Origin of the sequence: Pseudomonas sp. PKS (genome assembly GCF_051913525.1) — a bacterium.
In the GTDB taxonomy this organism is placed as follows: Bacteria; Pseudomonadota; Gammaproteobacteria; order Pseudomonadales; family Pseudomonadaceae; genus Aquipseudomonas; species Aquipseudomonas guariconensis_D.
In genome coordinates this window covers 1-22,483 of record NZ_JBEGDO010000017.1, presented here as the reverse complement: position 1 = coordinate 22,483, position 22,483 = coordinate 1, and the positions used below count along the sequence as shown (strand labels likewise).

Here is a 22,483-nt window from a genome sequence, read left to right as displayed (position 1 = left end):
AGGAGCGTGTCAATGGCCCAATACCACCCCGGTCATGTCCATATCGAGCGCACCGCGCTGAACAAGAATGACCACAGCTATGACTTGAACATCGAATACGAGGCCGCGTCGGACCCCAAGGAAGGCAGAGGCATCCAGTTCCACATGCACGGCATCATCGAGGGCAAGTCGGTCGAGGAAAAATTCTTCCTGGCCAAGGACCAGGTGCTGCCCAGCTTCCTCATGCAACTCTCCCGCCGGGCCCAGTCCTACCTGGCGCCGCCCAAGAAGTTCGAGAACCTGGGTTCGCCGCACAAGATCTATGACTGGATGTTCAAGGACATCCGCGAAAAGCTGGACGTTAAATCGGGCGACCCGATCAAGCCTGAACACCTGGAATGACTTCACGATCAGGGGCCGCACAGCGGCCCCGGCAATATTGGGCTTGATCGACCGACCGAGGCATACTACCGCCCTCCCCCGGCCACAGCCCCCTCAACCCCATGCGCATCCACGTCAGCTTCATCGACCGCGTCGGCATCACCCAGGAAGTCCTGGCCCTGCTCGGTGCCCGCAATCTCAACCTGGACGCCGTGGAGATGGTGCCGCCGAACGTCTACATCGATGCGCCCACCCTCAGCCCTGCTGTGCTCGAAGAGCTCCACGATGCGTTGTTCGAAGTCCAGGGCGTGCAGTCGGTGGAAGTGGTCGACATCCTTCCCGGCCAACGCCGTCACCTGCAGCTCGATGCTCTGCTAGCCGCCATGAGCGACCCGGTGCTGGCGGTGGATAGCGCAGGCAAGGTGCTGCTGGCCAACCCGGCATTGATCGCCCTGTGCGGGCGCGAATCGGCCGGGCGCTCGGTGGGCGAGCTGTTCAATGACCCTGGGCTGCTGCAGGCTCTGCTGGACAACAATTTCCACCTGCCGATGCGCGAGATGCAGCTCAACGGCCAGAGCCTGCTGCTCGACGCCACACCAATTACCCATGCTGGCGGTCTGCTGACGCTCTACCCGCCGAACCGCATGGGCGAACGCCTGTCGGCCCTGCACCACGACCATGCCGAAGGGTTCGATGCCTTGCTCGGCGACTCCCCGGCGATCCGCACCCTCAAGGCCCGCGCCCTGCGCGTCGCGGCCCTGGACGCGCCACTGCTGGTGCACGGCGAGACCGGCACCGGCAAGGAGTTGGTGGCCCGTGCCTGCCATGCCATCAGCAGTCGCCATGCCGCGCCATTTCTTGCGTTGAACTGCGCGGCCCTGCCCGAGAGCCTGGCCGAAAGCGAGCTGTTCGGCTATGCCCCAGGGGCGTTTACCGGGGCACAACGCGGCGGCAAGCCGGGGCTGATGGAGCTGGCCAACCAGGGCACCGTGTTCCTGGACGAGATCGGCGAAATGTCGCCTTACCTTCAGGCCAAGCTGCTGCGTTTTCTGAGCGACGGCAGCTTTCGCAGGGTCGGCGGAGACCGGGAAATCAAAGTGGACGTACGCATCATCAGCGCCACCCACCGCGACCTGGAGCGCATGGTGGCCGAGGGAAGCTTTCGCGAGGACCTGTTCTACCGCCTCAACGTCCTCAACCTGCAGGTTCCCCCCCTGCGCGAACGTGGCCAGGACATCCTGCTGCTGGCGCATTTCTTCATGCAACAGGCCTGCACGCAGATCCAGCGCCCACCGTGCCGCCTGGCCCCGGCCACGCACTCGGCGCTCTTGGCCAACCCTTGGCCGGGTAACGTGCGCCAGTTGCAGAACGTGATCTTCCGCGCCGCAGCCATCAGCGAACAAAGCCTGGTGGACATCGACGATCTGGACATTGCCGGCACCGCCGTGGCCCGTGGCCAGGACGGCGAAGTGGCCAGCCTCGAGCAGGCCGTGCAGGCTTTCGAGCGCGATCTGCTGCAGCGCCTCTACCTGAGCTATCCGTCCACCCGCCAATTGGCCAGCCGCCTGCAAACCTCCCACACCGCGATTGCCCAGCGGCTACGCAAGTACGGGATTCCAAACAAAGCATGAGACAAGGCCCGCGCCACGGTTCGACACCGCCCCGCCAGCGTCGGGGTGGCGCATAAAACCACAAAAATAACCGTCATAAGCCGATAACTTTCAGAATAAACCTACGTACTCGCGTAATGGCCGTCCCTAGAATGGCGCGCCCAAGTAAATATTCTTCTGAATTTACAAAGAGTACGCATCACATGCTTGAGCTCGATTTCTATGGGACACTCGTCGCCGCCTCCTTGGTGCTGCTGTTAGGACGAGGCCTCGTTGCACGCATCACTTTTCTGCGCACTTACAATATTCCCGAACCGGTCGCCGGTGGCTTGCTGGTCGCCGTGGTGCTATTGGGGCTGCGCAGTTTCGATGTCCAGGTCCAATTCGATACTTCACTGCAAATACCTTTGATGTTGGCATTCTTCGCCACCATCGGCTTGAGTGCGGATTTCGCCAGCCTGAAGAAAGGCGGCCGTGTCGTCGGCATCTTTCTGCTGGTGGTCACCGCACTGCTGGTGGTCCAGAACGCCATGGGCATCGGACTTGCCACGGCGCTTGGATTGGACCCGCTGATGGGCTTGCTGGCAGGTTCGATCACCTTGTCGGGCGGGCACGGCACAGGCGCTGCGTGGGGGGCCACCTTCAGCGAGAAGTTCGGTCTGGCCTCAGCCTCCGAACTGGCACTGGCCTCCGCCACGTTCGGCCTGGTACTGGGCGGTTTGATTGGTGGTCCGGTCGCACGCTTGCTGATCGCCCGTGTCCAGACGCCGGGTGTCGAACAACAGACGCCGCGCTTGCCACAGGGGTTTGAACAACCGAACAAAGAGCGACTGATCACACCCTTTTCCCTGATCGAAACCATCGCGCTGATTTCGGTCAGCTTACTGGCAGGTTCCCTGTTGAATAAGTTTCTGCACGGGACTGCCTTCGAACTACCGACCTTCGTGTGCGTCTTGTTCGTAGGCGTATTGCTACGAAACGGGCTTTCAATGTTTGGCTTGTATCAAGTGTTCGAACGCGAAGTTTCGGTCATGGGCAACGTCAGTTTGTCGCTGTTTTTGGCCATTGCGCTGATGTCGCTGAAGTTATGGGACCTGGCGGCGCTGGCATTGCCGTTCTTCATTCTCTTGGCCGCCCAGGCAGTGGTGATGGCACTCTTTGCGATCTTCGTGACCTTCAGGGTCATGGGCCGCAACTATGATGCCGCCGTACTTGCAGCCGGCCATTGCGGTTTTGGCCTGGGCGCCACGCCAACAGCGATTGCCAATATGCAGGCTGTGACCCAACGCTATGGCCCATCGCAGATCGCCTTCCTGGTGGTGCCGATGGTGGGGGCATTCTTCATCGACATCATCAACGCCATCGTCATCAAGCTGTACTTGGCGTTGCCATTTTTTGCCGCCGTGTAACGGCCAACGGATTCATCGGGACAAGCGGCGGCAGCAGGACGGCCCTGCTCGCAGCGGCAATTTTTACGCTCTTTTTACGCTCACCAAGGGCAGTTGAAACGATACTGGCTGCGCTTGCTGCCTGAACGGTCGATGCCGGCGTTACGCCTGTGCGTAGCGCCGGCATCGACCGTTCAGGCGTCAGGGACGCGTGCAGCACAGGGAAGGCATGCGCGCTCGACCCGCCCGTCCAGAGAAGTCATCCGTGAGCCAGACTGCGACCACTGCACATCAAACCCTTCCCCGCAAAACCTCAGGCGTCGGCATACTCGTTGCCGCTGTCGGTGTGGTGTACGGCGACATCGGTACCAGTCCGTTGTACACCCTTAAAGAAGTCTTCTCAGGCCACTATGGCGTCCAGGTCAACGCAGCCGGCGTACTGGGGGTGCTGTCGTTGGTGTTCTGGTCGTTGATCTGGGTCGTCTCGATCAAATACGTGTTGTTCATCCTGCGGGCCGACAACCAAGGCGAAGGCGGCATCATGGCCCTGACGGCGCTGGCGCACCGGGCCGCAGCGCCCTATGCGCGACTGGGTCGGGTGCTGGTCTTGCTCGGCCTGTTCGGCGCTGCCTTGTTCTATGGCGACAGCATGATCACCCCGGCGATTTCCGTGCTGTCGGCGGTCGAAGGGCTGCAACTGGCCTTCGATGGCATCGAGCATTGGGTCGTGCCCCTTTCGGTGGTGGTGCTGGTCGCGCTGTTCATGATCCAGCGACACGGCACAGCACGCATCGGGATCCTGTTCGGGCCGATCATGGTGCTGTGGTTCGTGGTTCTCGGGGCGCTTGGCATTCATGGCATCGCGCAGCGCCCCGAGGTGTTGCAAGCGCTCAATCCCACCTGGGCGGTGCAGTTCTTCGTTGTCCACCCGGGCATGGGTGTCGCCATTCTGGGGGCGGTGGTGCTGGCATTGACCGGCGCGGAAGCGCTCTATGCCGACATGGGGCATTTTGGCCGCAAGCCCATCGCGCGGGCCTGGTTTGTGTTGGTGCTGCCTGGGTTGGTGCTGAACTACTTCGGGCAGGGCGCGTTGATCCTGGGCAATCCAGACGCCGTGCGCAACCCGTTCTATCTACTGGCGCCCGCCTGGGCCTTGCTGCCGATGGTCGGGCTGGCCACGCTTGCCACCATCATTGCCTCGCAAGCGGTGATTTCCGGCGCCTTCTCCCTCACCCGGCAGGCAATCCAGTTGGGCTATGTACCGCGCATGTTCATCCAGCACACCTCCAGCGAGGAACAGGGCCAGATCTACATTGGCATGGTGAACTGGGCACTGATGGTTGGCGTCGTGCTGCTGGTGATCGGCTTCGAATCCTCCAGCGCCCTGGCCGCCGCCTATGGGGTAGCCGTCACCGGCACCATGCTGATCACCACACTGCTGTCCTCAGCGGTGGTGCTGTTGCTGTGGAAGGCGCCGCGTTGGTTGGCCGTTCCCTTGTTGCTGGGCTTCCTGCTGGTCGACAGCCTGTACTTTTCCGCCAATGCGCCAAAAATCCTGCAAGGCGGAGCCTTCCCGGTCATCGCCGGGGTTGCCCTGTTCGTGCTGATGACCACCTGGAAGCGCGGCCGCCGGATCATCGTCGAGCGACTCGACGAAAGTGCACTGCCACTGGACCTGTTCATCGCCAGCCTGCAGTTCCAGCCTCCGCATCGGGTACAGGGTACGGCGGTGTTTCTAACCGCCAGGGCCGATGCGGTGCCCCATGCGTTGCTGCACAACTTGCTGCACAACCAGGTGCTGCATGAGCAGGTGGTCCTATTGACCGTCGTGTCCGAAGACGAACCGCGTGTCAGCGCCAGCAAACGATTCGAGGTGGAGGCCTTCGGCGAAGGCTTCTTCCGCGTGACCCTGCACTTTGGCTTCATGGAGGAGCCGGACGTACCGAAGGCGCTGGGCGGATGCCAACGCGATGACCTCGATTTCGGCCCCATGCGAACCACCTATTTCCTCAGCCGTGAAACCGTCATCGCGACCAAGCGAATCGGCATGGCGCGGTGGCGCGAGTATCTGTTCGCCTTCTTGCTCAAGAATGCCAACAGCAACCTGAAGTACTTCCAGTTGCCGTTGAACAGAGTGATCGAGCTCGGTACGCAGGTCGAGATGTGAGGCAAGGGGCGAAACCCTCTCAAGCCGGCCGACACACATCGGCCGGCTACGGGTATCACGTGCGCAGCAGGTGCACCGCCAACCCCACCAGTGCGCACGCCAGCAAAACTTGAATGACGCCACGCTTGAAGCGAAACAGTGCGACCGCCGCAGCGATGGCGATCAGCGCAGACGGCCAGTCGAACGCACCACTGAAGCCCTGCGGCCAAAGCACGTGGTAACCGAAGAACAGCGCCAGGTTCAGAATGACGCCCACCACGGCCGCCGTGATGCCGGTGAGCGGCGCCGTGAACTTGATCTCGTTGTGCGTCGACTCCACCACCGGGCCGCCGGCGAGAATGAACAAAAATGACGGCAAAAAGGTGAACCAGGTGACCAGGCTCGCCGCCACCGCTCCGGCAAGAAACGGGTGCTCAGCGCCAAACATCGGGTACACGTACCCACCGATGAAGCCAACGAAGGCAACCACCATGATCAGCGGGCCTGGCGTGGTTTCGCCCAAGGCCAGCCCATCGATCATCTGGGTGGGCGAGAGCCAACCGTAATGCCCCACGGCGCCCTGGTAGACGTACGGCAGCACCGCGTAGGCGCCGCCAAAGGTCATCAACGCGGCCTTGGTGAAGAACCAGCCCATCTGCGTGAGGGTTCCACTCCAGCCAAACGAGAGCGTCAGAAGTGCCATGGGCAGGGTCCAGAGCACCGTCCCGATCACAACCAGGCGCAACAGATGCTTCCACTGGAAACGCGCGTGCGCGGGCGTGGGGGTATCGTCATCGATCACCGCCGGTCCATGGTTGCCCTTGGCCGCGCCATGCCCACCACCGATCACGAACTGGCTCGGCGCGAATCGCCCGCCCAGGTAGCCGACGATCCCCGCCACCAGCACGATCAGCGGGAACGGCACGTTGAGCGCGAAGATGGCCACGAATGACGCCGCGGCCATGGCCCACAGCCAGCCGTTCTTGAGTGCACGCGAGCCGATCCGGTGAGCCGCGTGCACGACGATCGCCGTCACCGCGGGCTTGATGCCGTAGAAGATCCCCGCCACCACCGGCACTTCACCGAAAGCGATGTAGACCCAGGACAAGCCGATCAGGATGAACAACGAAGGCAGCACGAACAGCGCACCGGCGATCAACCCACCCCAGGAGCGGTGCATCAGCCACCCGATGTAGGTGGCCAATTGCTGCGCCTCGGGGCCTGGCAACAACATGCAGTAGTTCAGCGCATGCAAAAAGCGCTTCTCGCTGATCCACCGCCGCCGCTCCACCAGCTCCTGATGCATGATCGAGATCTGTCCAGCCGGGCCGCCAAAGCTGATGAAACCCAGCTTGAGCCAGAACAGGAAGGCTTCGAACAAGCCGACCGGCTGCCGGGCCGCATGCGCCGCTGGCTGTTCGCTTGCAGCGCAGGGTCTGTTGACCATGGGGAAGTTCCTCGTTTGAGAGTGCCGTTAGATCCCCCCGACGACGTGCGGAGTGATCCGCACGCAGCCGCGCTCGAGGCGTTCATCGAGGCTTCTGAATTGTCGCGTTACATTAATCTGAGCCAGTCAAAAATCAACAGGATAGCCGCGATCGGAAACCGTCCACCCGCCGCAACCGTATCGATTTCAATACGACGTATTGAAATCGATACATTACGCGCTGACACCGTCTACGCAACGGTTTGATCCCACAAGCCTTTTCAATCGTCGAAACCATGTAGCGATTTCATTACAGTAAAATGACCTGCGTTCACGCACATTTGAGCCCACCCCTTGATTTACAAGGCCTGGAGCGACTTGGCCGCATTATTGCTATGGGAATTACAACCAAGAGCGCGGAACCACCGTGCCCACTTCCCTGCTTCGCGAGGATCCCCCATGAGCGAGTTGCGTTTCACCGAAGATCACGAATGGCTGCGCGTCGAAGCTGACGGCAGCGTCACCGTGGGCATCACCGCCTACGCCCAGAATGCCCTCGGCGATGTGGTTTTCGTGCAACTGCCGGAGCTGCAGCACTACGACAAAGGCGCCGAAGCCTCCACCGTGGAATCGGTGAAAGCCGCCAGCGGCGTCTACATGCCACTGACCGGCGAAGTGGTCGCGGTCAACGACCAGCTCGACGCAAGCCCTGAACTGGTCAACGAAGACCCAATGGGCGAAGGCTGGTTCTTCCGCTTCGTCCCCGCCGATGCCAGTGCCATCAGCGGCCTGCTCGACCAAGGCGCCTATGACCGCCTGCTCAACGCCAACGACGACGCCTGAGGACCTGCCATGACCATCAACCTCAGCACCGCCAACGAATTCATCGCCCGCCACATCGGCCCACGCAGCGCCGATGAGCAGGCCATGCTCGCCGCCCTGGGCTTCGAGTCGCTGGAAGCCATGACCGCTGCGGTCATCCCTGACAGCATCAAAGGCACCAGCGTTCTCGGTGGCCACGACGGCCAGAGCGAGGCCGATGCCCTCGCCGACCTCAAAGCCATCGCCGGCAAGAACCAACTGTTCAAGAACTACATCGGCCAGGGCTACTACAACACCCATACCCCGGCACCGATCCTGCGCAACCTGCTGGAAAACCCGGCCTGGTACACCGCCTACACCCCCTACCAGCCAGAGATCTCCCAAGGCCGTCTGGAAGCGCTGCTCAACTTCCAGACCCTGATCAGCGACCTGACCGGCCTGCCGATCGCCAACGCCTCCCTGCTCGACGAAGCCACTGCCGCCGCCGAAGCCATGACCTTCTGCAAGCGCCTGTCGAAGAACAAGACCGGCCATGCCTTCTTCGCTTCCAGCCATTGCCATCCGCAGACCCTTGACGTGCTGCGCACCCGTGCCGAACCGCTGGGCATCGAAGTGGTGGTTGGCGACGAGCGTGAACTGACCGATGTCAGCAGCTTCTTCGGCGCTCTGCTGCAATACCCGGCCAGCAATGGCGACGTATTCGACTACCGCGAGCTCGTGCAGCGCTTCCATGGCGCCAACGCCCTGGTGGCCGTGGCCGCCGACCTGCTGGCCCTGACCCTGCTCACCCCGCCCGGTGAATTCGACGCCGACGTGGCCATCGGCAGCGCCCAACGCTTTGGTGTGCCGCTGGGCTTCGGTGGCCCGCACGCGGCGTACTTCGCCACCCGCGATGCCTTCAAGCGCGACATGCCAGGCCGTCTGGTGGGCGTTTCGATCGACCGTTTCGGCAAGACAGCCCTGCGCCTGGCCATGCAGACCCGCGAACAGCACATCCGTCGCGAAAAGGCCACCAGTAACATCTGCACCGCCCAGGTGCTGCTGGCCAACATCGCCAGCATGTTCGCTGTGTACCACGGCCCAGCTGGCCTCAAGCGCATCGCCGAACGTACCCACGCCCTGACCGCGATCCTGGCCGCCGGTTTCGAGCAGTTGGGCGTCAAGGTCGTCACCCGCGCCTACTTCGACACCCTGACCCTGGCCACCGGTGATGCCACCGCCCGCCTGCATGAGCTGGCCCGTGCCCAGCGCATCAACCTGCGCCAGATCGACGCCGCACACCTGGGCCTGTCCCTGGACGAAACCAGCACCCAGGCCGACGTCGAGGCCCTGTGGCAGCTGTTCGCCGAAGGCAAGGCCGTGCCGGCGTTCGACAGCCTGGCCGCCTCCACCGCCTCGCGTCTGCCGGCCGCCCTGCTGCGCCAGTCGGCGATCCTCGAGCATCCGGTGTTCAACCGCTACCACAGCGAAACCGAACTGATGCGCTACCTGCGCCGCTTGGCCGACAAGGACCTGGCGCTGGACCGCAGCATGATCCCGCTGGGCTCGTGCACCATGAAACTCAACGCCGCCAGCGAAATGATCCCGGTGACCTGGGCGGAATTCGGCAACCTGCACCCGTTTGCGCCTGCCGAGCAGAGCCAGGGCTATCTGCAGATGACCACCGAGCTGGAAGCCATGCTCTGCGCCGCCACCGGCTATGACGCTGTGTCGCTGCAGCCGAACGCCGGCTCCCAAGGCGAGTACGCGGGCCTGCTGGCGATCCGCGCCTACCACCGCAGCCGCGGCGAAGGCCATCGCGACATCTGCCTGATCCCCTCCTCGGCCCACGGCACCAACCCTGCCACCGCCCACATGGCGGGCATGCGCGTGGTGGTCACCGCCTGTGACGCCCGCGGCAACGTCGATGTCGAGGACCTGCGCGCCAAGGCCATCGAACACCGTGACCGCCTCGCCGCGATCATGATCACCTACCCATCGACCCACGGCGTGTTCGAGGAAGCGATCGGCGAGATCTGCGCGATCATCCACGACAACGGCGGCCAGGTGTACATCGACGGCGCCAACATGAACGCCATGGTCGGCCTGTGCGCCCCCGGCAAGTTCGGCGGCGACGTCTCGCACCTGAACCTGCACAAGACCTTCTGCATCCCTCACGGTGGTGGCGGCCCAGGCGTCGGCCCGATCGGTGTCAAGTCGCACCTGGCGCCATTCCTGCCGGGCCATGCGACACTGGAAAACACCGAAGGCGCGGTCTGCGCCGCACCGTTCGGCAGCGCCAGCATCCTGCCGATCACCTGGATGTACATCCGCATGATGGGCGGCGCGGGCCTCAAGCGCGCCTCGCAGATGGCGATCCTCAATGCCAACTACATCGCCCGTCGCCTGGAAGAGCACTATCCTGTCCTCTATACCGGCGGCAATGGCCTGGTCGCCCACGAATGCATCCTGGACCTGCGCCCGCTCAAGGACAGCAGCGGCATCAGTGTCGACGACGTGGCCAAGCGCCTGATCGACTTCGGCTTCCACGCCCCGACCATGTCCTTCCCGGTGGCCGGCACCCTTATGATCGAACCGACCGAAAGTGAGTCCAAGGAAGAACTGGACCGTTTCTGTGACGCGATGATCCAGATCCGTGAGGAAATCCGCGCGGTCGAGAACGGCACCCTGGACAAGGACGACAACCCGCTGAAGAACGCCCCGCACACCGCAGCGGAGCTGGTCGGCGAGTGGGCCCACGGTTACAGCCGTGAGCAGGCGGTGTACCCGCTGCCGAGCCTGGTGGAGGCCAAGTACTGGCCGCCGGTGGGTCGGGTCGACAACGTGTTCGGCGACCGCAATCTGGTCTGCGCGTGCCCGTCGATCGAGAGCTACCAGGACGCCTGATAGCCCTTGCCCGCCACCTGACTTGGGTGGCGGCCTGTGGGAGCGGGTTTAGCCGCGAATGCGAGGGTGGCTTTACCGCCGAATTCGCGGGTAAACCCGCTCCCACGGAGCTCACCGTCCGCCCAATCAACCTGGCAGGAGGTCACCATGTCTTTGAGCGTTTTCGACCTGTTCAAGATCGGCATCGGCCCCTCCAGCTCCCACACGGTCGGCCCCATGCGGGCTGCCGCACGCTTTGCCGAAGGGCTACGCCGTGATGGCCTGTTGGCACAGACCGACAGCATCAAGGCCGAGCTGTATGGCTCGCTCGGGGCCACCGGCAAGGGCCATGGCAGCGACAAGGCTATTCTGTTAGGCCTTGAAGGCGAGCATCCAGACACCATCGACACCGAATCGATTCCCGCGCGACTGCAGGCGATCCGCGACAGCGGTCGGCTGCGCCTGCTGGGTGAGCACGAGATCGGCTTCGTCGAAAAACAGCACCTGGCGATGATCCGCAAACCCCTGCCCTACCATCCCAACGGCATGATCTTCCGCGCTTTCGATGCAGCCGGATTGCAAATCCGTAGCCGGGAGTACTACTCGGTAGGCGGTGGTTTCGTGGTCGACGAGGACGCTGCCGGTCACGACCGGATCGTCGAGGACAGCACCGTGCTGCCCTACCCTTTCCGCACGGCCAAGGAACTGCTCGCCCATTGCAGCGAGCAGCACCTGTCGGTCAGCCAGGTGATGCTGGCCAACGAAGCGGCCTGGCGCCCGGAGGCTCAGACGCGCGAGCGTCTGCTGCACATCTGGCAAGTCATGCAGGACTGCGTAGAAGCGGGTTGCCGTCATGAGGGCATCCTGCCCGGTGGGCTGAAGGTCAAGCGACGGGCTCCAGCGTTGTACCGCCAGCTCAGCCGGCATCCCGAGGCGAATCTGCGTGACGCCTTGTCGGTGCTCGACTGGGTCAACCTCTATGCGCTGGCGGTCAATGAAGAAAACGCCTACGGCGGACGGGTGGTCACTGCACCCACCAACGGTGCGGCGGGCATCGTCCCGGCGGTCCTTCACTACTACATGCGCTTCGTGCCTGGCGCCAGCGAGGACGGGGTGGTGCGGTTTCTGCTCACCGCCGCTGCCATCGGCATCCTTTACAAGGAAAACGCCTCGATCTCCGGTGCCGAAGTCGGCTGCCAGGGGGAAGTCGGCGTGGCGTGCTCCATGGCCGCCGGCGCACTGTGCGAGGTCATGGGGGGCACCCCACAGCAAGTCGAGAACGCTGCCGAAATCGGCATGGAACACAACCTGGGCCTGACCTGCGATCCGATCGGCGGACTGGTCCAGGTGCCCTGCATCGAGCGCAACGCCATGGGCTCGGTCAAGGCGATCAATGCGGTACGCATGGCCTTGCGTGGCGATGGGCAACATTACGTGTCGCTCGACAAGGTCATCCGCACCATGCGCCAGACCGGCGCAGACATGAAAAGCAAATACAAGGAGACCGCCCGCGGTGGTCTGGCCGTCAACATCATCGAATGTTGACCCGAACAAAAAACGAGGAGTCACCGATGTCCGAAACACTGCAAAAGACCCCCTTGCACGCCCTGCACCTGGAATTGGGCGCACGCATGGTGCCGTTCGCCGGCTACGACATGCCGGTGCAGTACCCGCTGGGCGTGCTCAAGGAACACTTGCACACCCGCGAGCAGGCAGGCCTGTTCGACGTCTCGCACATGGGCCAGATCCGGCTGCGCGGCAGCGATGCGGCCAAGGCCCTGGAATCCCTTGTACCCGTGGACATCATCGACCTGCCGGTGGGCATGCAGCGCTACGCGATGTTCACCAACGAGCAAGGTGGCATCCTCGACGACCTGATGGTCGCCAACCTGGGCGACGACGAGCTGTTCCTGGTGGTCAACGCCGCCTGCAAGGACCAGGACCTGGCACACCTGCAAAAGCACATCGGTACCCGCTGCGAGATCCAGCCGCTGTTCGAGGAACGCGCTCTGCTCGCCCTGCAAGGCCCGGCGGCGGTCAAGGTGCTGGAGCGCCTGGCGCCGGAAGTCGCCAGCATGACGTTCATGCAGTTCCGCCCCGTCACCCTGCTCGGCGCCGACTGCTATGTCAGCCGCTCGGGCTACACCGGTGAAGACGGTTACGAGATCTCGGTCCCGGTAACCGATGCCGAAGCCTTGGCCCGCCGACTGCTGGCCGAGCCCGAGGTACAGCCGATCGGTCTGGGCGCCCGTGACTCGCTGCGCCTGGAAGCCGGTCTTTGCCTGTATGGCCACGACATGAACACCAGCACCACGCCGGTGGAGGCCAGCCTGCTGTGGGCCATCTCCAAAGTACGCCGTGCCGATGGCGAGCGTGCCGGTGGTTTCCCTGGCGCCCACGCCATCTTCGAGCAGCAACGGCAAAGTGTTGCCCGCAAGCGTGTTGGCCTGCTGCCGCAGGAACGCACCCCGGTTCGCGAAGGCGCACAGATCGTCGACGCAGACGGCCGCACGGTCGGTGAAGTCTGCAGCGGTGGTTTCGGCCCAACCCTCGGCGCACCGGTCGCCATGGGTTATGTCGAGAGCGAACATGCTGCGCTCGATACCGCATTGTTTGCTGTTGTGCGTGGCAAGCAGGTTGCCTTGAAGGTCAGCAAAATGCCTTTCGTTGCGCAACGTTACTATCGCGGTTGATTGACTGTGGGCAGGTTCGTCATATTCGTTTTCGAACCTGCCCAATAACTTTTGAACATAGCGCCAGGCCAGGCGCCACGCCGTTTCCGACAATTTTGTCGGTTATCGGAAAAACCCTGAATTCCGGCGGTCTGGAGGGCTTGTTTTTGTCGGCGGAGTTAGCGTAGAGTCACTGCACTGTGTTTGCATGGGTCGCAACAGTTCGTGACCTGGGCCAGTAGCTGAATCTGCTACAACCCGTTCGACGTCTCTTACTTTCCTGCAACCCAGCCCGGTAATCTTTTATATCGGTTAGATATGAAAGTAACTGTCATCAAAAATTAAGCTTCATAGGAAACAAGACAATGGCTGAGCGTCAGAACGGTACCGTCAAGTGGTTCAATGACGAGAAAGGTTACGGCTTCATCACCCCAGAAAGCGGTCCGGATCTGTTCGTGCACTTCCGTGCCATCGAAGGCAACGGCTTCAAGAGCCTGAAAGAAGGCCAGAAAGTCTCCTTCGAAGCCGTGCAAGGCCAAAAAGGCATGCAAGCTGACAAGGTTCAGGTCATCGCCTAAGCGAGATCCAGACTTCCAAAAGCCCCTGCCAAGTGCAGGGGCTTTTTTTTGCCCGTAGAATAGCGGCTTCGTCATACGGAGCGTCATGCATGTCAAAGCCCCTGCTCACCCCTCAGGGTGACTTCCCCCCGGCTGGCCTGGGCCGTCGACTGGCCGCCATGTTCTATGACTTCCTGCTGTGTACTGCCCTGCTGATCGTGACAGCAGGCGTCTACAAGATGGTGCAGATGTCGATCATCGGCGAAGCACGCATGCGCGAGCTGACCGAGGCCGGAGCATTGGACGGCGACCCCCTGCTGTCGACCTTGCTGCTGTTCGCTCTCTTCGGTTTCTTCGCCAAGTTCTGGACCCACGGCGGTCAGACCTTGGGCATGCAGGTGTGGGGCGTGCGCGTGCAGAACGCCGATGGAAGCGCGATCAGCCTGTGGCAAGCGCTGCTGCGCTTTGTCGTTTCCATCGCCTCCTGGCTGTGCCTTGGGCTCGGGTTCTTCTGGGCGTTGGTCGACAAGCGCAAGCGTGGCTGGCATGACATCTATTCGGATACGCAGCTGGTGCGGGTGCCCAAGCGCAAGCCGTAACTCTAGGACTGCTGCTCCCCCCTTGCAGGCTTCGCCAGCTCCCGCAGGATTACCTCCGGTCGGCAGACTGCGAAACCTGTGGGAGCGGGTTTACCCGCGAACAGAGAACGCCACCCACGAAAAAGCCGACCCTAGGGTCGGCTTTTTCATGTCGCTCAGGCCATCACCCTGCCCGGCGCAACAACCACACACCCGCCAACGCACAGATACCGGCCGGGATCACCACCGCCAGCAGCGGCGGGAAGCCGAACACCTGGCTGGAAGGGCCCAGCAGGTCCTGACCAATGCGGAACACGAAGCCCACCAGTACACCGGTGAACACACGCTGGCCCAGGGTCACGGAACGCAGCGGACCGAAGATGAAGGAGATCGCCATCAGCACCAGGGCTGCGGTCACCATCGGTTGCAGCACCTTGGTCCAGAATGCCAGCCAATAACGGGCGTTGTTCAGGCCTTGGTCGGAGAGGTAGTGAATGTAGTCCCACAGGCCGGTGATCGACAGGGATTCCGGCGCCAGGATCACAGTGTTGAGCAGTTGCGGCGTCACCGACACGTCCCAGCGCTCCTGCGGCGCCTTCACCACCTCGGTGTGGTCGCCACGGAAGTAGGTGGTGGCCACATCGCTCAGCATCCAGTGGTCCTCGTTGTACTGGGCACGGCGCGCAAAGCTGGAAGTCACGATGTGACGCTCGGCGTCGAAACGGTAGCGGGTCACCCCCAGCAGCAAGCCGTTGGGCTGCACCGAGTTGATGTGCACGAACTCTTCGCCCTGGCGGTGCCACATGCCGCGCTTGGAGCTCTGCGCCTCACCGCCACCTTGGGCCAGGGAACGCTCGGCCTGGGCCTTGTTCTCAGTGACAGGCGCCACGTACTCGCCGATCAGCACGCCGACCAGCATCAGCACCAGCATGGGCTTCATCACCGCCCAGACGATACGTCCGATAGACACGCCCGCGGCGCGCATGATGGTCAACTCGCTGCTGCTGGCCAGGCTGCCCAGGCCGATCAGGCAGCCAATGAGCGCGGCCATCGGCAACATCTCATACAGCCGGCGCGGCGCGGTGAGCAGCACGAAACTGCCTGCATCCATCACGGTGTAGGTATCGCTCAGGTCGCTCATCTCGTCGATGAAGGCGAACAGCGAAGCCAGGCCAAGGATAATGCCCAGCACCGCCAGGATGGCCAGGAGCACGCTCTGGCCGATGTAGCGATCCAGCTTAGCCATGGGCCACCTCCGTACGACGGGCGGCACGCTTGAGCTGCAGCGGCTCCCAGTACATCAGGCCCAGGCCGATCAGCAGGAACAGGCCGTGAACCCACCACATGCCCAAGGCAATAGGGATCTTGCCCTTCTCCAGGGCGCCGCGTACGGAAATGAGCATTGTCAGATAAGCCATGTACAGAAGAATGGCCGGCAGCAGCTTGAGGAAGCGGCCCTGGCGCGGGTTGACCCGGGACAGCGGCACCGCCAGCAGCGTCACGATGAACACCAGCAGCGGCAGGGAAAGGCGCCATTGCAGCTCGGCCTGTTCACGCAGACCGTCCTTGCCGAACAGCTCGGACGTCGGGATGGCTTCACGCTCGGTCACTTCCTCGCTGACTTCGGGCTTGGGCAGCAACACGCCATAGGTGTCGTACTTGATCGCTCGGTAATCGGCCTGGCCGGGGTTACCGTCATAGCGATAGCCGTTCTCAAGGATCAGGTAGCGATTGCCGTCGGCCTGCACTTCCTGGTGGCCTTTCTCGGCGACCAGCACCGAGGGGGCACGATCCTTGGTCTTATCTTGGTTGAAGCGCTTCTCGGAGATGAACACACCGTTCAGATTGACGCGATCGTCCGACAGCTGCTCGGTGTAGGTGACCCGCGAGCCATCGCGCAGGGTCTGGAAGCGCCCGGGCACCAGGGTATCGAACTCGGTGAGGGCGTCCTGCTGGTTGATGATCTGCTGCACCTGGGCAACGCCCTGGGGCGCCAGGCTCAGGCTCAGCCAGGCCACCAGCAGGGCGACCAGCGCAGCCGGCGCCATGGTCAGTGCCAGCAGGCGCTGCTGGCTCATGCCCGTGGCAGAAAGCACGGTCATCTCGCTTTCGAGGTAGAGCCGGCCATAAGCCAGCAGGATGCCGAGGAACAGGCCCAAGGGCAGGATCAGTTGCAGGAAGCCCGGCAGACGGAAGCCCATGATCAGGAACAGCACGCTCGGATCGAGCACGCCCTGGGCGGCCTGAGCCAGGTACTTGATGAAGCGCCCGCTCATGATGATCACCAGCAGCACGGCGCTGACGGCGCTCAAGGTCACCAGGACCTCGCGGGACAGATAACGAAAGACGATCAAACCAGACACTCCTGGGTTGTCAGGGGCGCAGAGCCAAACAATGACTTGCCGGTTCGCCGACGGCGAACCTCCATATAAAGTGCGCGCATTATCCTGTGATTGACCGCGCCTGTCACTTGGCCGCGCATGACGGCGCACGTCGGGGTTGTCATCCAGGTTCCCCCAGGCTCAAACTGGCAGCTTTTCAAGTGGCCCGCGACCGTGCGGCCACACCTGTTTCGAGCGCTTGCACGAGACTGCGCCAACTGACAGATCATTCGGGGACCCTGACATGGAACTGGTTGTAAAAAGTGTAGCCGCCGCCTCCTTGAAAACCGCCACCTTGGTGCTGGCCGTCGGTGAAGGGCGCAAGCTCGGCGACATCGCCAAAGCCGTCGACCAGGCCAGCAACGGCGCAATCAGCGCGGTGCTCAAGCGCGGCGACCTGGCCGGCAAGCCGGGCCAGACCCTGCTGCTGCACAGCCTGCCGGGCCTGAAGGCCGAGCGCGTGCTGCTGGTCGGCAGCGGCAAGGAAGCCCTGGGTGATCGCAGCTGGCGCAAGCTGGTCGCCAGTGTCGCCGGTGTGCTCAAAGGCCTGAACGGCAGCGACGCGGTGCTGGCCTTGGATGACGTCAGCGTCACCGCCCGCGACGCCCATTACGCCAAATACCGCCTGCTGGCCGAGACCCTGCTCGATGGCGAGTACGTGTTCGACCGGTTCAAGAGCCAGAAGGCCGAGCCCCGCGCCCTCAAGAAAGTCACCCTGCTGACCGACAAGCCCGGCCAGGCTGAAGTCGAGCGCGCCGTGAAGCACGCCAGCGCCATCGCCTCGGGCATGTCCTTCACCCGCGACCTGGGCAACCTGCCACCAAACCTGTGCCACCCAACGTTCCTCGCCGAACAGGCCAAGGAGCTGGGCAAGGCGCACAAGAACCTCAAGGTCGAGGTGCTGGACGAGAAAAAGATCAAGGATCTGGGCATGGGCGCGTTCTACGCCGTGGGCCAGGGCAGCGACCAACCGCCACGGCTGATCGTGCTCAACTACCAGGGCGGCAAAAAGAGCGAAAAACCATTCGTGCTGGTCGGCAAGGGCATCACCTTCGATACCGGCGGCATCAGCCTCAAACCGGGCGCCGGCATGGATGAAATGAAGTACGACATGTGTGGTGCGGCCAGTGTCTTCGGCACCCTGCGCGCAGTGCTGCAGCTGCAACTGCCGATCAACCTGGTCTGCCTGCTGGCTTGCGCCGAGAACATGCCCAGCGGCGGCGCCACGCGTCCGGGCGACATCGTCACCACCATGAGCGGCCAGACCGTCGAGATCCTCAACACCGACGCCGAAGGCCGCCTAGTGCTGTGCGACACCCTGACCTACGCCGAACGCTTCAAGCCCCAGGCAGTGATCGACATCGCTACCCTGACCGGCGCCTGCATCGTCGCCCTGGGCAGCCACACCTCGGGCCTGATGGGCAACAACGACGAACTGGTCGGCCAACTGCTCGACGCCGGCAAGCGCGCCGACGACCGTGCCTGGCAACTGCCGCTGTTCGATGAGTACCAAGAGCAGTTGGACAGCCCGTTCGCTGACATCGCCAACATCGGTGGCCCCAAGGCTGGCACAATCACCGCAGGCTGCTTCCTCTCGCGCTTCGCCAAAGCCTATAACTGGGCGCACCTGGACGTTGCCGGCACCGCCTGGATCAGCGGCGGCAAGGACAAAGGCGCCTCGGGCCGCCCGGTCCCGCTGCTCACCCAGTACCTGCTCGATCGCGCCAACGCCTGATGCCACAAGGCCGGCGGCGCTCGCGCGCTGCCGGTCGGCAGACCGAACATGAGCAAAGTCGATTTCTACATCCTGCCCACTGACGCGTTGTCGGCACGCCTGGATTTCGCCTGCAAGCTGTGCGAAAAGGCCTGGCGCCTGGGTCATCGGGTCTATCTGCACTGCCAGGACGCCGAGCAGCGCAAGGCGCTGGACGAGCGCCTGTGGCACTTCAAGGGCGAGGCCTTCGTCCCGCACGACCCTGCCGAGGTCAACGCCGAGGCTACGGTAGCCCTGGGACTGGGTGACGATGCCGGTACCCACCGCGACCTGCTGATCAACCTGGGCGCCGAAATTCCGGGGTTCGTCGGCCAGTTCGAGCGGGTGGCCGAAATCGTCGTCGAGGAGCCAGGCATTCGCCAGGCTGCGCGAGAACGATTCCGTTTCTACCGCGAACAGGGCTATGCTCTGCAAGACCACCGCTTACAGCGACTTTGACGACGATGGACAAGCACTCCCCCCTGCCCGATTCAGCTCATCTGCTCGACGACCTTGAGTCGATCCGCCAGTTACTGGGCGATGCCGATTTGCAACCGCCCCTGCTGACCGAAACGGTCGAGCAGATTCCCCTGCTGCTCGACGAGCCCGCAGGCAATACCACGCCAGTTGCCGAGCCCTTGTCGGTCGCAGCCACCGAGGACGATCCGCAGACCCGCCGCCAGGACACCCTGCTGCACCTGGAAGCCGATCTGCGCGCCGCTGCCCAACAGATCATGCAAGACGTGATCAACGACTTCACGCCGCACATCGAAAATGAGATCAAACGACGTCTCGATGCGCGCATGGAGCGCCTGCTCAAACGCGCCGAATAAACGCCGCTTTTCGTTGCGGGCAAACCCGCCCATACCGGTATACCGCCGCGCTCAACGCGTGCAGTAAGCCTGTAGGAGCGGGTTTCCCTGCAAAGAAGGCACCGTTGCACCTACAGATATCAGCAGCTTGTCGCCTGCGGCCCCTGGCTTGGTTATACTTCCCGGCTTTCCCGAATTAATGCCATAGGGTCCCGCCGCGCATGGATAAGACCTACCAGCCGCACGCCATCGAAACTTCCTGGTACAACACCTGGGAGTCCGAGAACTATTTCGCCCCGCAAGGTGCAGGCGAGTCCTACACCATCATGATCCCGCCGCCGAACGTGACCGGCAGCCTGCACATGGGCCACGGCTTCAACAACGCGATCATGGACGCCCTGATCCGCTTCCGCCGCATGCAGGGCCGCAACACCCTGTGGCAGCCAGGCACCGACCACGCCGGCATCGCAACCCAGATGCTGGTAGAGCGCCAGCTCGAAGCCAAGGGCCAGAACCGTCATGACCTGGGCCGCGAGAAGTTCCTGGAGAAGGTCTGGGAGTGGAAGGATCAGTCCGGCGGCAACATCAGCCGCCAGATTCGCCGCCTGGGCTCGTCGGTAGACTGGACCCGCGAACGCTTCACCATGGACGACGGCCTGTCCGAAGCGGTCAAGGAAGCCTTCGTGCGCCTGCATGAAGACGGCCTGATCTACCGTGGCAAGCGCCTGGTCAACTGGGACACCAAGCTGCACACCGCCATCTCCGACCTCGAAGTGGAAAACCACGACGAGAAAGGCCACCTGTGGAACCTGCGCTACCCGCTCGCCGATGGCGCCAAGACCGCCGAAGGCAAGGACCACCTGGTCGTCGCCACCACCCGTCCGGAAACCCTGCTGGGTGACGCGGCCGTTGCCGTGAACCCGAACGACGAGCGCTACCAGGCCCTGATCGGCAAGTTCGTCGAGCTGCCGCTGGTCGGCCGCCGCATCCCGATCATCGCCGACGACTACTGCGATCCGGAGTTCGGCACCGGCTGCGTGAAGATCACCCCGGCCCATGATTTCAACGACTATGAAGTCGGTAAGCGCCACAACCTGCCACTGCTGAACATCTTCGACAAGAACGCCCTGGTGCTGGCAAGCGCCCAGGCCTTCAACCTCGACGGCAGCGTCAACGAGCAGATCGACACCAGCCTGCCGGCCCAGTATGCAGGCCTGGACCGCTTCGTCGCGCGCAAGCAGATCGTCGCCGACCTGGACGCCCAGGGCCTGCTGGTCAGCATCGACGACCACGCCCTGAAGGTGCCCAAGGGCGACCGTTCCGGCACGGTCATCGAGCCGTGGCTGACCGACCAGTGGTACGTCTCCACCAAGCCGCTGGCAGAACCTGCCATCGCCGCCGTGGAAGACGGCCGCATCCAATTCGTGCCCAAGCAGTACGAGAACATGTACTTCTCCTGGATGCGCGATATCCAGGACTGGTGTATCAGCCGCCAGCTGTGGTGGGGTCACCGCATCCCGGCCTGGTACGACGAGGCCGGCCAGGTCTATGTCGGTCGCAACGAAGAAGAAGTCCGTGCCAAGCACAACCTGGGCGCCAACGTGGCACTGCGCCAGGACGACGACGTGCTCGACACCTGGTTCAGTTCGGGCCTGTGGACCTTCTCCACCCTGGGCTGGCCAGAGCAGACCGAGTTCCTCAAGAAATTCCACTCCACTGACGTGCTGGTCACCGGTTTCGACATCATCTTCTTCTGGGTTGCGCGCATGATCATGCTGACCATGCACCTGATCAAGAATGAAGACGGCACCCCGCAGGTGCCGTTCAAGACCGTATACGTCCACGGTCTTGTACGTGACGGCCAGGGCCAGAAGATGTCCAAGTCCAAGGGCAACGTCCTCGACCCGCTGGACATCGTCGACGGCATCACCCTTGAAGCCCTGCTGGAAAAACGCACCAGCGGCATGATGCAGCCCAAGCTTGCCGAAAAGATCGCCAAGCAGACCAAGGCCGAGTTCCCTGAAGGCATTGCCAGCTACGGCACCGACGCCCTGCGCTTCACCTTCTGCTCGCTGGCCTCCACCGGCCGCGACATCAAGTTCGACATGGGCCGTGTCGAGGGTTATCGCAACTTCTGCAACAAGATCTGGAACGCCGCCCGCTACGTGCTGGACAAAGGCGAGGACTGCGGCCAGAACGGCGAGGCCTACGAACTGTCGCTGGCCGATCGCTGGATCATCTCGCAGCTGCAGCGCACCGAAGCCGAGGTGACCCGCCAGCTCGAGCAGTTCCGCTTCGACCTGGCCAGCCAAGCCTTGTACGAGTTCATCTGGAACCAGTACTGCGACTGGTATCTGGAGCTGTCCAAGCCGGTACTGTGGGACGAAAATGCCCCGGTCGAGCGTGCCCGCGGTACCCGTCGCACCCTGGTTCGCGTGCTGGAAGTCGCCCTGCGCCTGGCCCACCCGTTCATGCCGTTCATCACCGAAGAAATCTGGCAGCGCATCGCGCCGCTGGCCGGTATCGAAGGCAAGACCATCATGCTGCAACCTTGGCCTGTGGCCAATGAAAGCCGCATCGACACCGCCGCCGAAGGCGATATCGAGTGGCTGCAGCAACTGATGGTAGGCCTGCGCAACATTCGCGCCGAGATGAACATCGGCCCTGGCAAGCCACTGCCGTTGTTCCTCAAGAACGCCAACGCGGACGACCAACGTCGCCTGCAGGAGAACGAGGCGCTGCTCAAGAAGCTGGCCAAGGTCGAGTCGTTCACCGTGCTCGGCGAACAGGACGAAGCGCCGCTGTCGGCCACCGCACTGGTGGGTGACTTGCAGGTACTGGTGCCGATGGCCGGCCTGATCGACAAGGACGCGGAACTGGCACGCCTGAGCAAGGAAATCCAGCGCCTGCAAGGCGAAGTCCAGCGCGTGGGCGGCAAGCTGTCCAATGCCGCGTTCGTCGACAAGGCCCCGCCTGCCGTGATCGAAAAAGAACGCGCCAAGCTGGCCGAGTCCGAACAGGCCCTGGCCAACTTGACAGAGCAACATGCGCGGATCGCGGCACTGTAACAGCCGCAGACCTCAGTGATGCCATCGCGGGACAAGCCCGCTCCC

At 62.9% G+C, this 22,483-nt stretch carries 17 protein-coding genes; 14 read left to right on the top strand and 3 right to left on the bottom strand.

All coding sequences use genetic code 11. The features are described 5' to 3' along the window. The first annotated feature begins 12 nt into the window (after positions 1–12). The 4 genes from ABOA88_RS17115 to ABOA88_RS17100 all read left to right on the top strand — a co-directional run bounded on the left by ABOA88_RS17115 (position 13) and on the right by ABOA88_RS17100 (position 5,525). Positions 13–381, top strand: a complete 369-nt coding sequence (locus ABOA88_RS17115) for a DUF5064 family protein (protein WP_196167692.1) — start codon at positions 13–15, stop codon at positions 379–381. A gap of 101 nt (positions 382–482) precedes the next feature. Continuing rightward, positions 483–1,991, top strand: coding sequence for a sigma-54-dependent transcriptional regulator (locus tag ABOA88_RS17110; protein ID WP_196167693.1), 1,509 nt, complete (start codon positions 483–485; stop codon positions 1,989–1,991). 182 nt (positions 1,992–2,173) lie between these two features. Next, on the top strand, positions 2,174–3,379 hold the full coding sequence (gltS, locus tag ABOA88_RS17105; RefSeq protein ID WP_196167694.1) for a sodium/glutamate symporter: 1,206 nt from the start codon (positions 2,174–2,176) through the stop codon (positions 3,377–3,379). A gap of 244 nt (positions 3,380–3,623) precedes the next feature. Next, on the top strand, positions 3,624–5,525 hold the full coding sequence (locus ABOA88_RS17100) for a potassium transporter Kup (protein WP_196167695.1): 1,902 nt from the start codon (positions 3,624–3,626) through the stop codon (positions 5,523–5,525). 55 nt (positions 5,526–5,580) lie between these two features. Here the strand turns inward: ABOA88_RS17100 and chrA are convergent, their stop codons facing one another. Beyond that, positions 5,581–6,951 (bottom strand): chromate efflux transporter, encoded by a 1,371-nt coding sequence (gene chrA / locus ABOA88_RS17095; protein WP_196167696.1) that lies wholly within the window; start codon positions 6,949–6,951, stop codon positions 5,581–5,583. A gap of 438 nt (positions 6,952–7,389) precedes the next feature. Here chrA and gcvH point away from each other — a divergent pair, with 438 nt between their 5' ends. The 6 genes from gcvH to ABOA88_RS17065 all read left to right on the top strand — a co-directional run bounded on the left by gcvH (position 7,390) and on the right by ABOA88_RS17065 (position 14,445). Further along, positions 7,390–7,773: a glycine cleavage system protein GcvH gene (gene gcvH / locus ABOA88_RS17090; protein WP_196167697.1), complete on the top strand. Its 384-nt coding sequence runs from the start codon at positions 7,390–7,392 to the stop codon at positions 7,771–7,773. 9 nt (positions 7,774–7,782) lie between these two features. Next, entirely contained in the window at positions 7,783–10,638 is a 2,856-nt protein-coding gene (gene gcvP, locus ABOA88_RS17085) for an aminomethyl-transferring glycine dehydrogenase (RefSeq protein WP_196167698.1), read from the top strand. A gap of 147 nt (positions 10,639–10,785) precedes the next feature. After that, complete coding sequence (locus ABOA88_RS17080; protein ID WP_367851471.1) at positions 10,786–12,162, top strand: L-serine ammonia-lyase; 1,377 nt, start codon at positions 10,786–10,788, stop codon at positions 12,160–12,162. Positions 12,163–12,188: 26 nt separating this feature from the next. Next, the gene (gcvT, locus tag ABOA88_RS17075; protein ID WP_367851472.1) at positions 12,189–13,310 is read left to right on the top strand and encodes a glycine cleavage system aminomethyltransferase GcvT; all 1,122 of its coding nucleotides are present in this window, start codon (positions 12,189–12,191) and stop codon (positions 13,308–13,310) included. 344 nt (positions 13,311–13,654) lie between these two features. Further along, on the top strand, positions 13,655–13,867 hold the full coding sequence (locus ABOA88_RS17070) for a cold-shock protein (RefSeq protein WP_043210709.1): 213 nt from the start codon (positions 13,655–13,657) through the stop codon (positions 13,865–13,867). An 89-nt stretch (positions 13,868–13,956) separates the two neighbouring features. Further along, positions 13,957–14,445: an RDD family protein gene (locus ABOA88_RS17065; RefSeq protein ID WP_196167701.1), complete on the top strand. Its 489-nt coding sequence runs from the start codon at positions 13,957–13,959 to the stop codon at positions 14,443–14,445. Between the two features lie 163 nt (positions 14,446–14,608). Here the strand turns inward: ABOA88_RS17065 and lptG are convergent, their stop codons facing one another. Beyond that, positions 14,609–15,670 (bottom strand): LPS export ABC transporter permease LptG, encoded by a 1,062-nt coding sequence (lptG, locus tag ABOA88_RS17060; protein WP_196167702.1) that lies wholly within the window; start codon positions 15,668–15,670, stop codon positions 14,609–14,611. Further along, entirely contained in the window at positions 15,663–16,778 is a 1,116-nt protein-coding gene (lptF, locus tag ABOA88_RS17055) for an LPS export ABC transporter permease LptF (RefSeq protein ID WP_196167703.1), read from the bottom strand. The genes lptG and lptF overlap by 8 nt, the downstream gene beginning before the upstream one ends. Positions 16,779–17,049: 271 nt before the next feature. Between lptF and ABOA88_RS17050 the strand changes: the two genes are divergently transcribed. From ABOA88_RS17050 to ABOA88_RS17035, 4 genes are all read left to right on the top strand, one after another. Next, positions 17,050–18,540: a leucyl aminopeptidase gene (locus ABOA88_RS17050; RefSeq protein ID WP_043210717.1), complete on the top strand. Its 1,491-nt coding sequence runs from the start codon at positions 17,050–17,052 to the stop codon at positions 18,538–18,540. 48 nt (positions 18,541–18,588) lie between these two features. Next, a complete protein-coding gene (locus ABOA88_RS17045) occupies positions 18,589–19,017 on the top strand; it encodes a DNA polymerase III subunit chi (protein WP_196167704.1) in 429 nt (142 codons plus the stop codon). Between the two features lie 5 nt (positions 19,018–19,022). After that, positions 19,023–19,391, top strand: coding sequence for a DNA polymerase III subunit chi (locus tag ABOA88_RS17040; RefSeq protein ID WP_196167705.1), 369 nt, complete (start codon positions 19,023–19,025; stop codon positions 19,389–19,391). Positions 19,392–19,591: 200 nt separating this feature from the next. After that, positions 19,592–22,438, top strand: a complete 2,847-nt coding sequence (locus ABOA88_RS17035) for a valine--tRNA ligase (RefSeq protein ID WP_367851473.1) — start codon at positions 19,592–19,594, stop codon at positions 22,436–22,438. Positions 22,439–22,483: the final 45 nt, after the last annotated feature.

Coding starts and splice junctions, on each gene's coding strand:
- ABOA88_RS17115 (WP_196167692.1), top strand. CDS start 13: ATGGCCCAATACCACCCCGGTCATGTCCATATCGAGCGCACCGCGCTG.
- ABOA88_RS17110 (WP_196167693.1), top strand. CDS start 483: ATGCGCATCCACGTCAGCTTCATCGACCGCGTCGGCATCACCCAGGAA.
- gltS (WP_196167694.1), top strand. CDS start 2,174: ATGCTTGAGCTCGATTTCTATGGGACACTCGTCGCCGCCTCCTTGGTG.
- chrA (WP_196167696.1), bottom strand. CDS start 6,951: ATGGTCAACAGACCCTGCGCTGCAAGCGAACAGCCAGCGGCGCATGCG.
- gcvH (WP_196167697.1), top strand. CDS start 7,390: ATGAGCGAGTTGCGTTTCACCGAAGATCACGAATGGCTGCGCGTCGAA.
- gcvP (WP_196167698.1), top strand. CDS start 7,783: ATGACCATCAACCTCAGCACCGCCAACGAATTCATCGCCCGCCACATC.
- ABOA88_RS17080 (WP_367851471.1), top strand. CDS start 10,786: ATGTCTTTGAGCGTTTTCGACCTGTTCAAGATCGGCATCGGCCCCTCC.
- gcvT (WP_367851472.1), top strand. CDS start 12,189: ATGTCCGAAACACTGCAAAAGACCCCCTTGCACGCCCTGCACCTGGAA.
- ABOA88_RS17070 (WP_043210709.1), top strand. CDS start 13,655: ATGGCTGAGCGTCAGAACGGTACCGTCAAGTGGTTCAATGACGAGAAA.
- ABOA88_RS17065 (WP_196167701.1), top strand. CDS start 13,957: ATGTCAAAGCCCCTGCTCACCCCTCAGGGTGACTTCCCCCCGGCTGGC.
- lptG (WP_196167702.1), bottom strand. CDS start 15,670: ATGGCTAAGCTGGATCGCTACATCGGCCAGAGCGTGCTCCTGGCCATC.
- ABOA88_RS17050 (WP_043210717.1), top strand. CDS start 17,050: ATGGAACTGGTTGTAAAAAGTGTAGCCGCCGCCTCCTTGAAAACCGCC.
- ABOA88_RS17045 (WP_196167704.1), top strand. CDS start 18,589: ATGAGCAAAGTCGATTTCTACATCCTGCCCACTGACGCGTTGTCGGCA.
- ABOA88_RS17040 (WP_196167705.1), top strand. CDS start 19,023: ATGGACAAGCACTCCCCCCTGCCCGATTCAGCTCATCTGCTCGACGAC.
- ABOA88_RS17035 (WP_367851473.1), top strand. CDS start 19,592: ATGGATAAGACCTACCAGCCGCACGCCATCGAAACTTCCTGGTACAAC.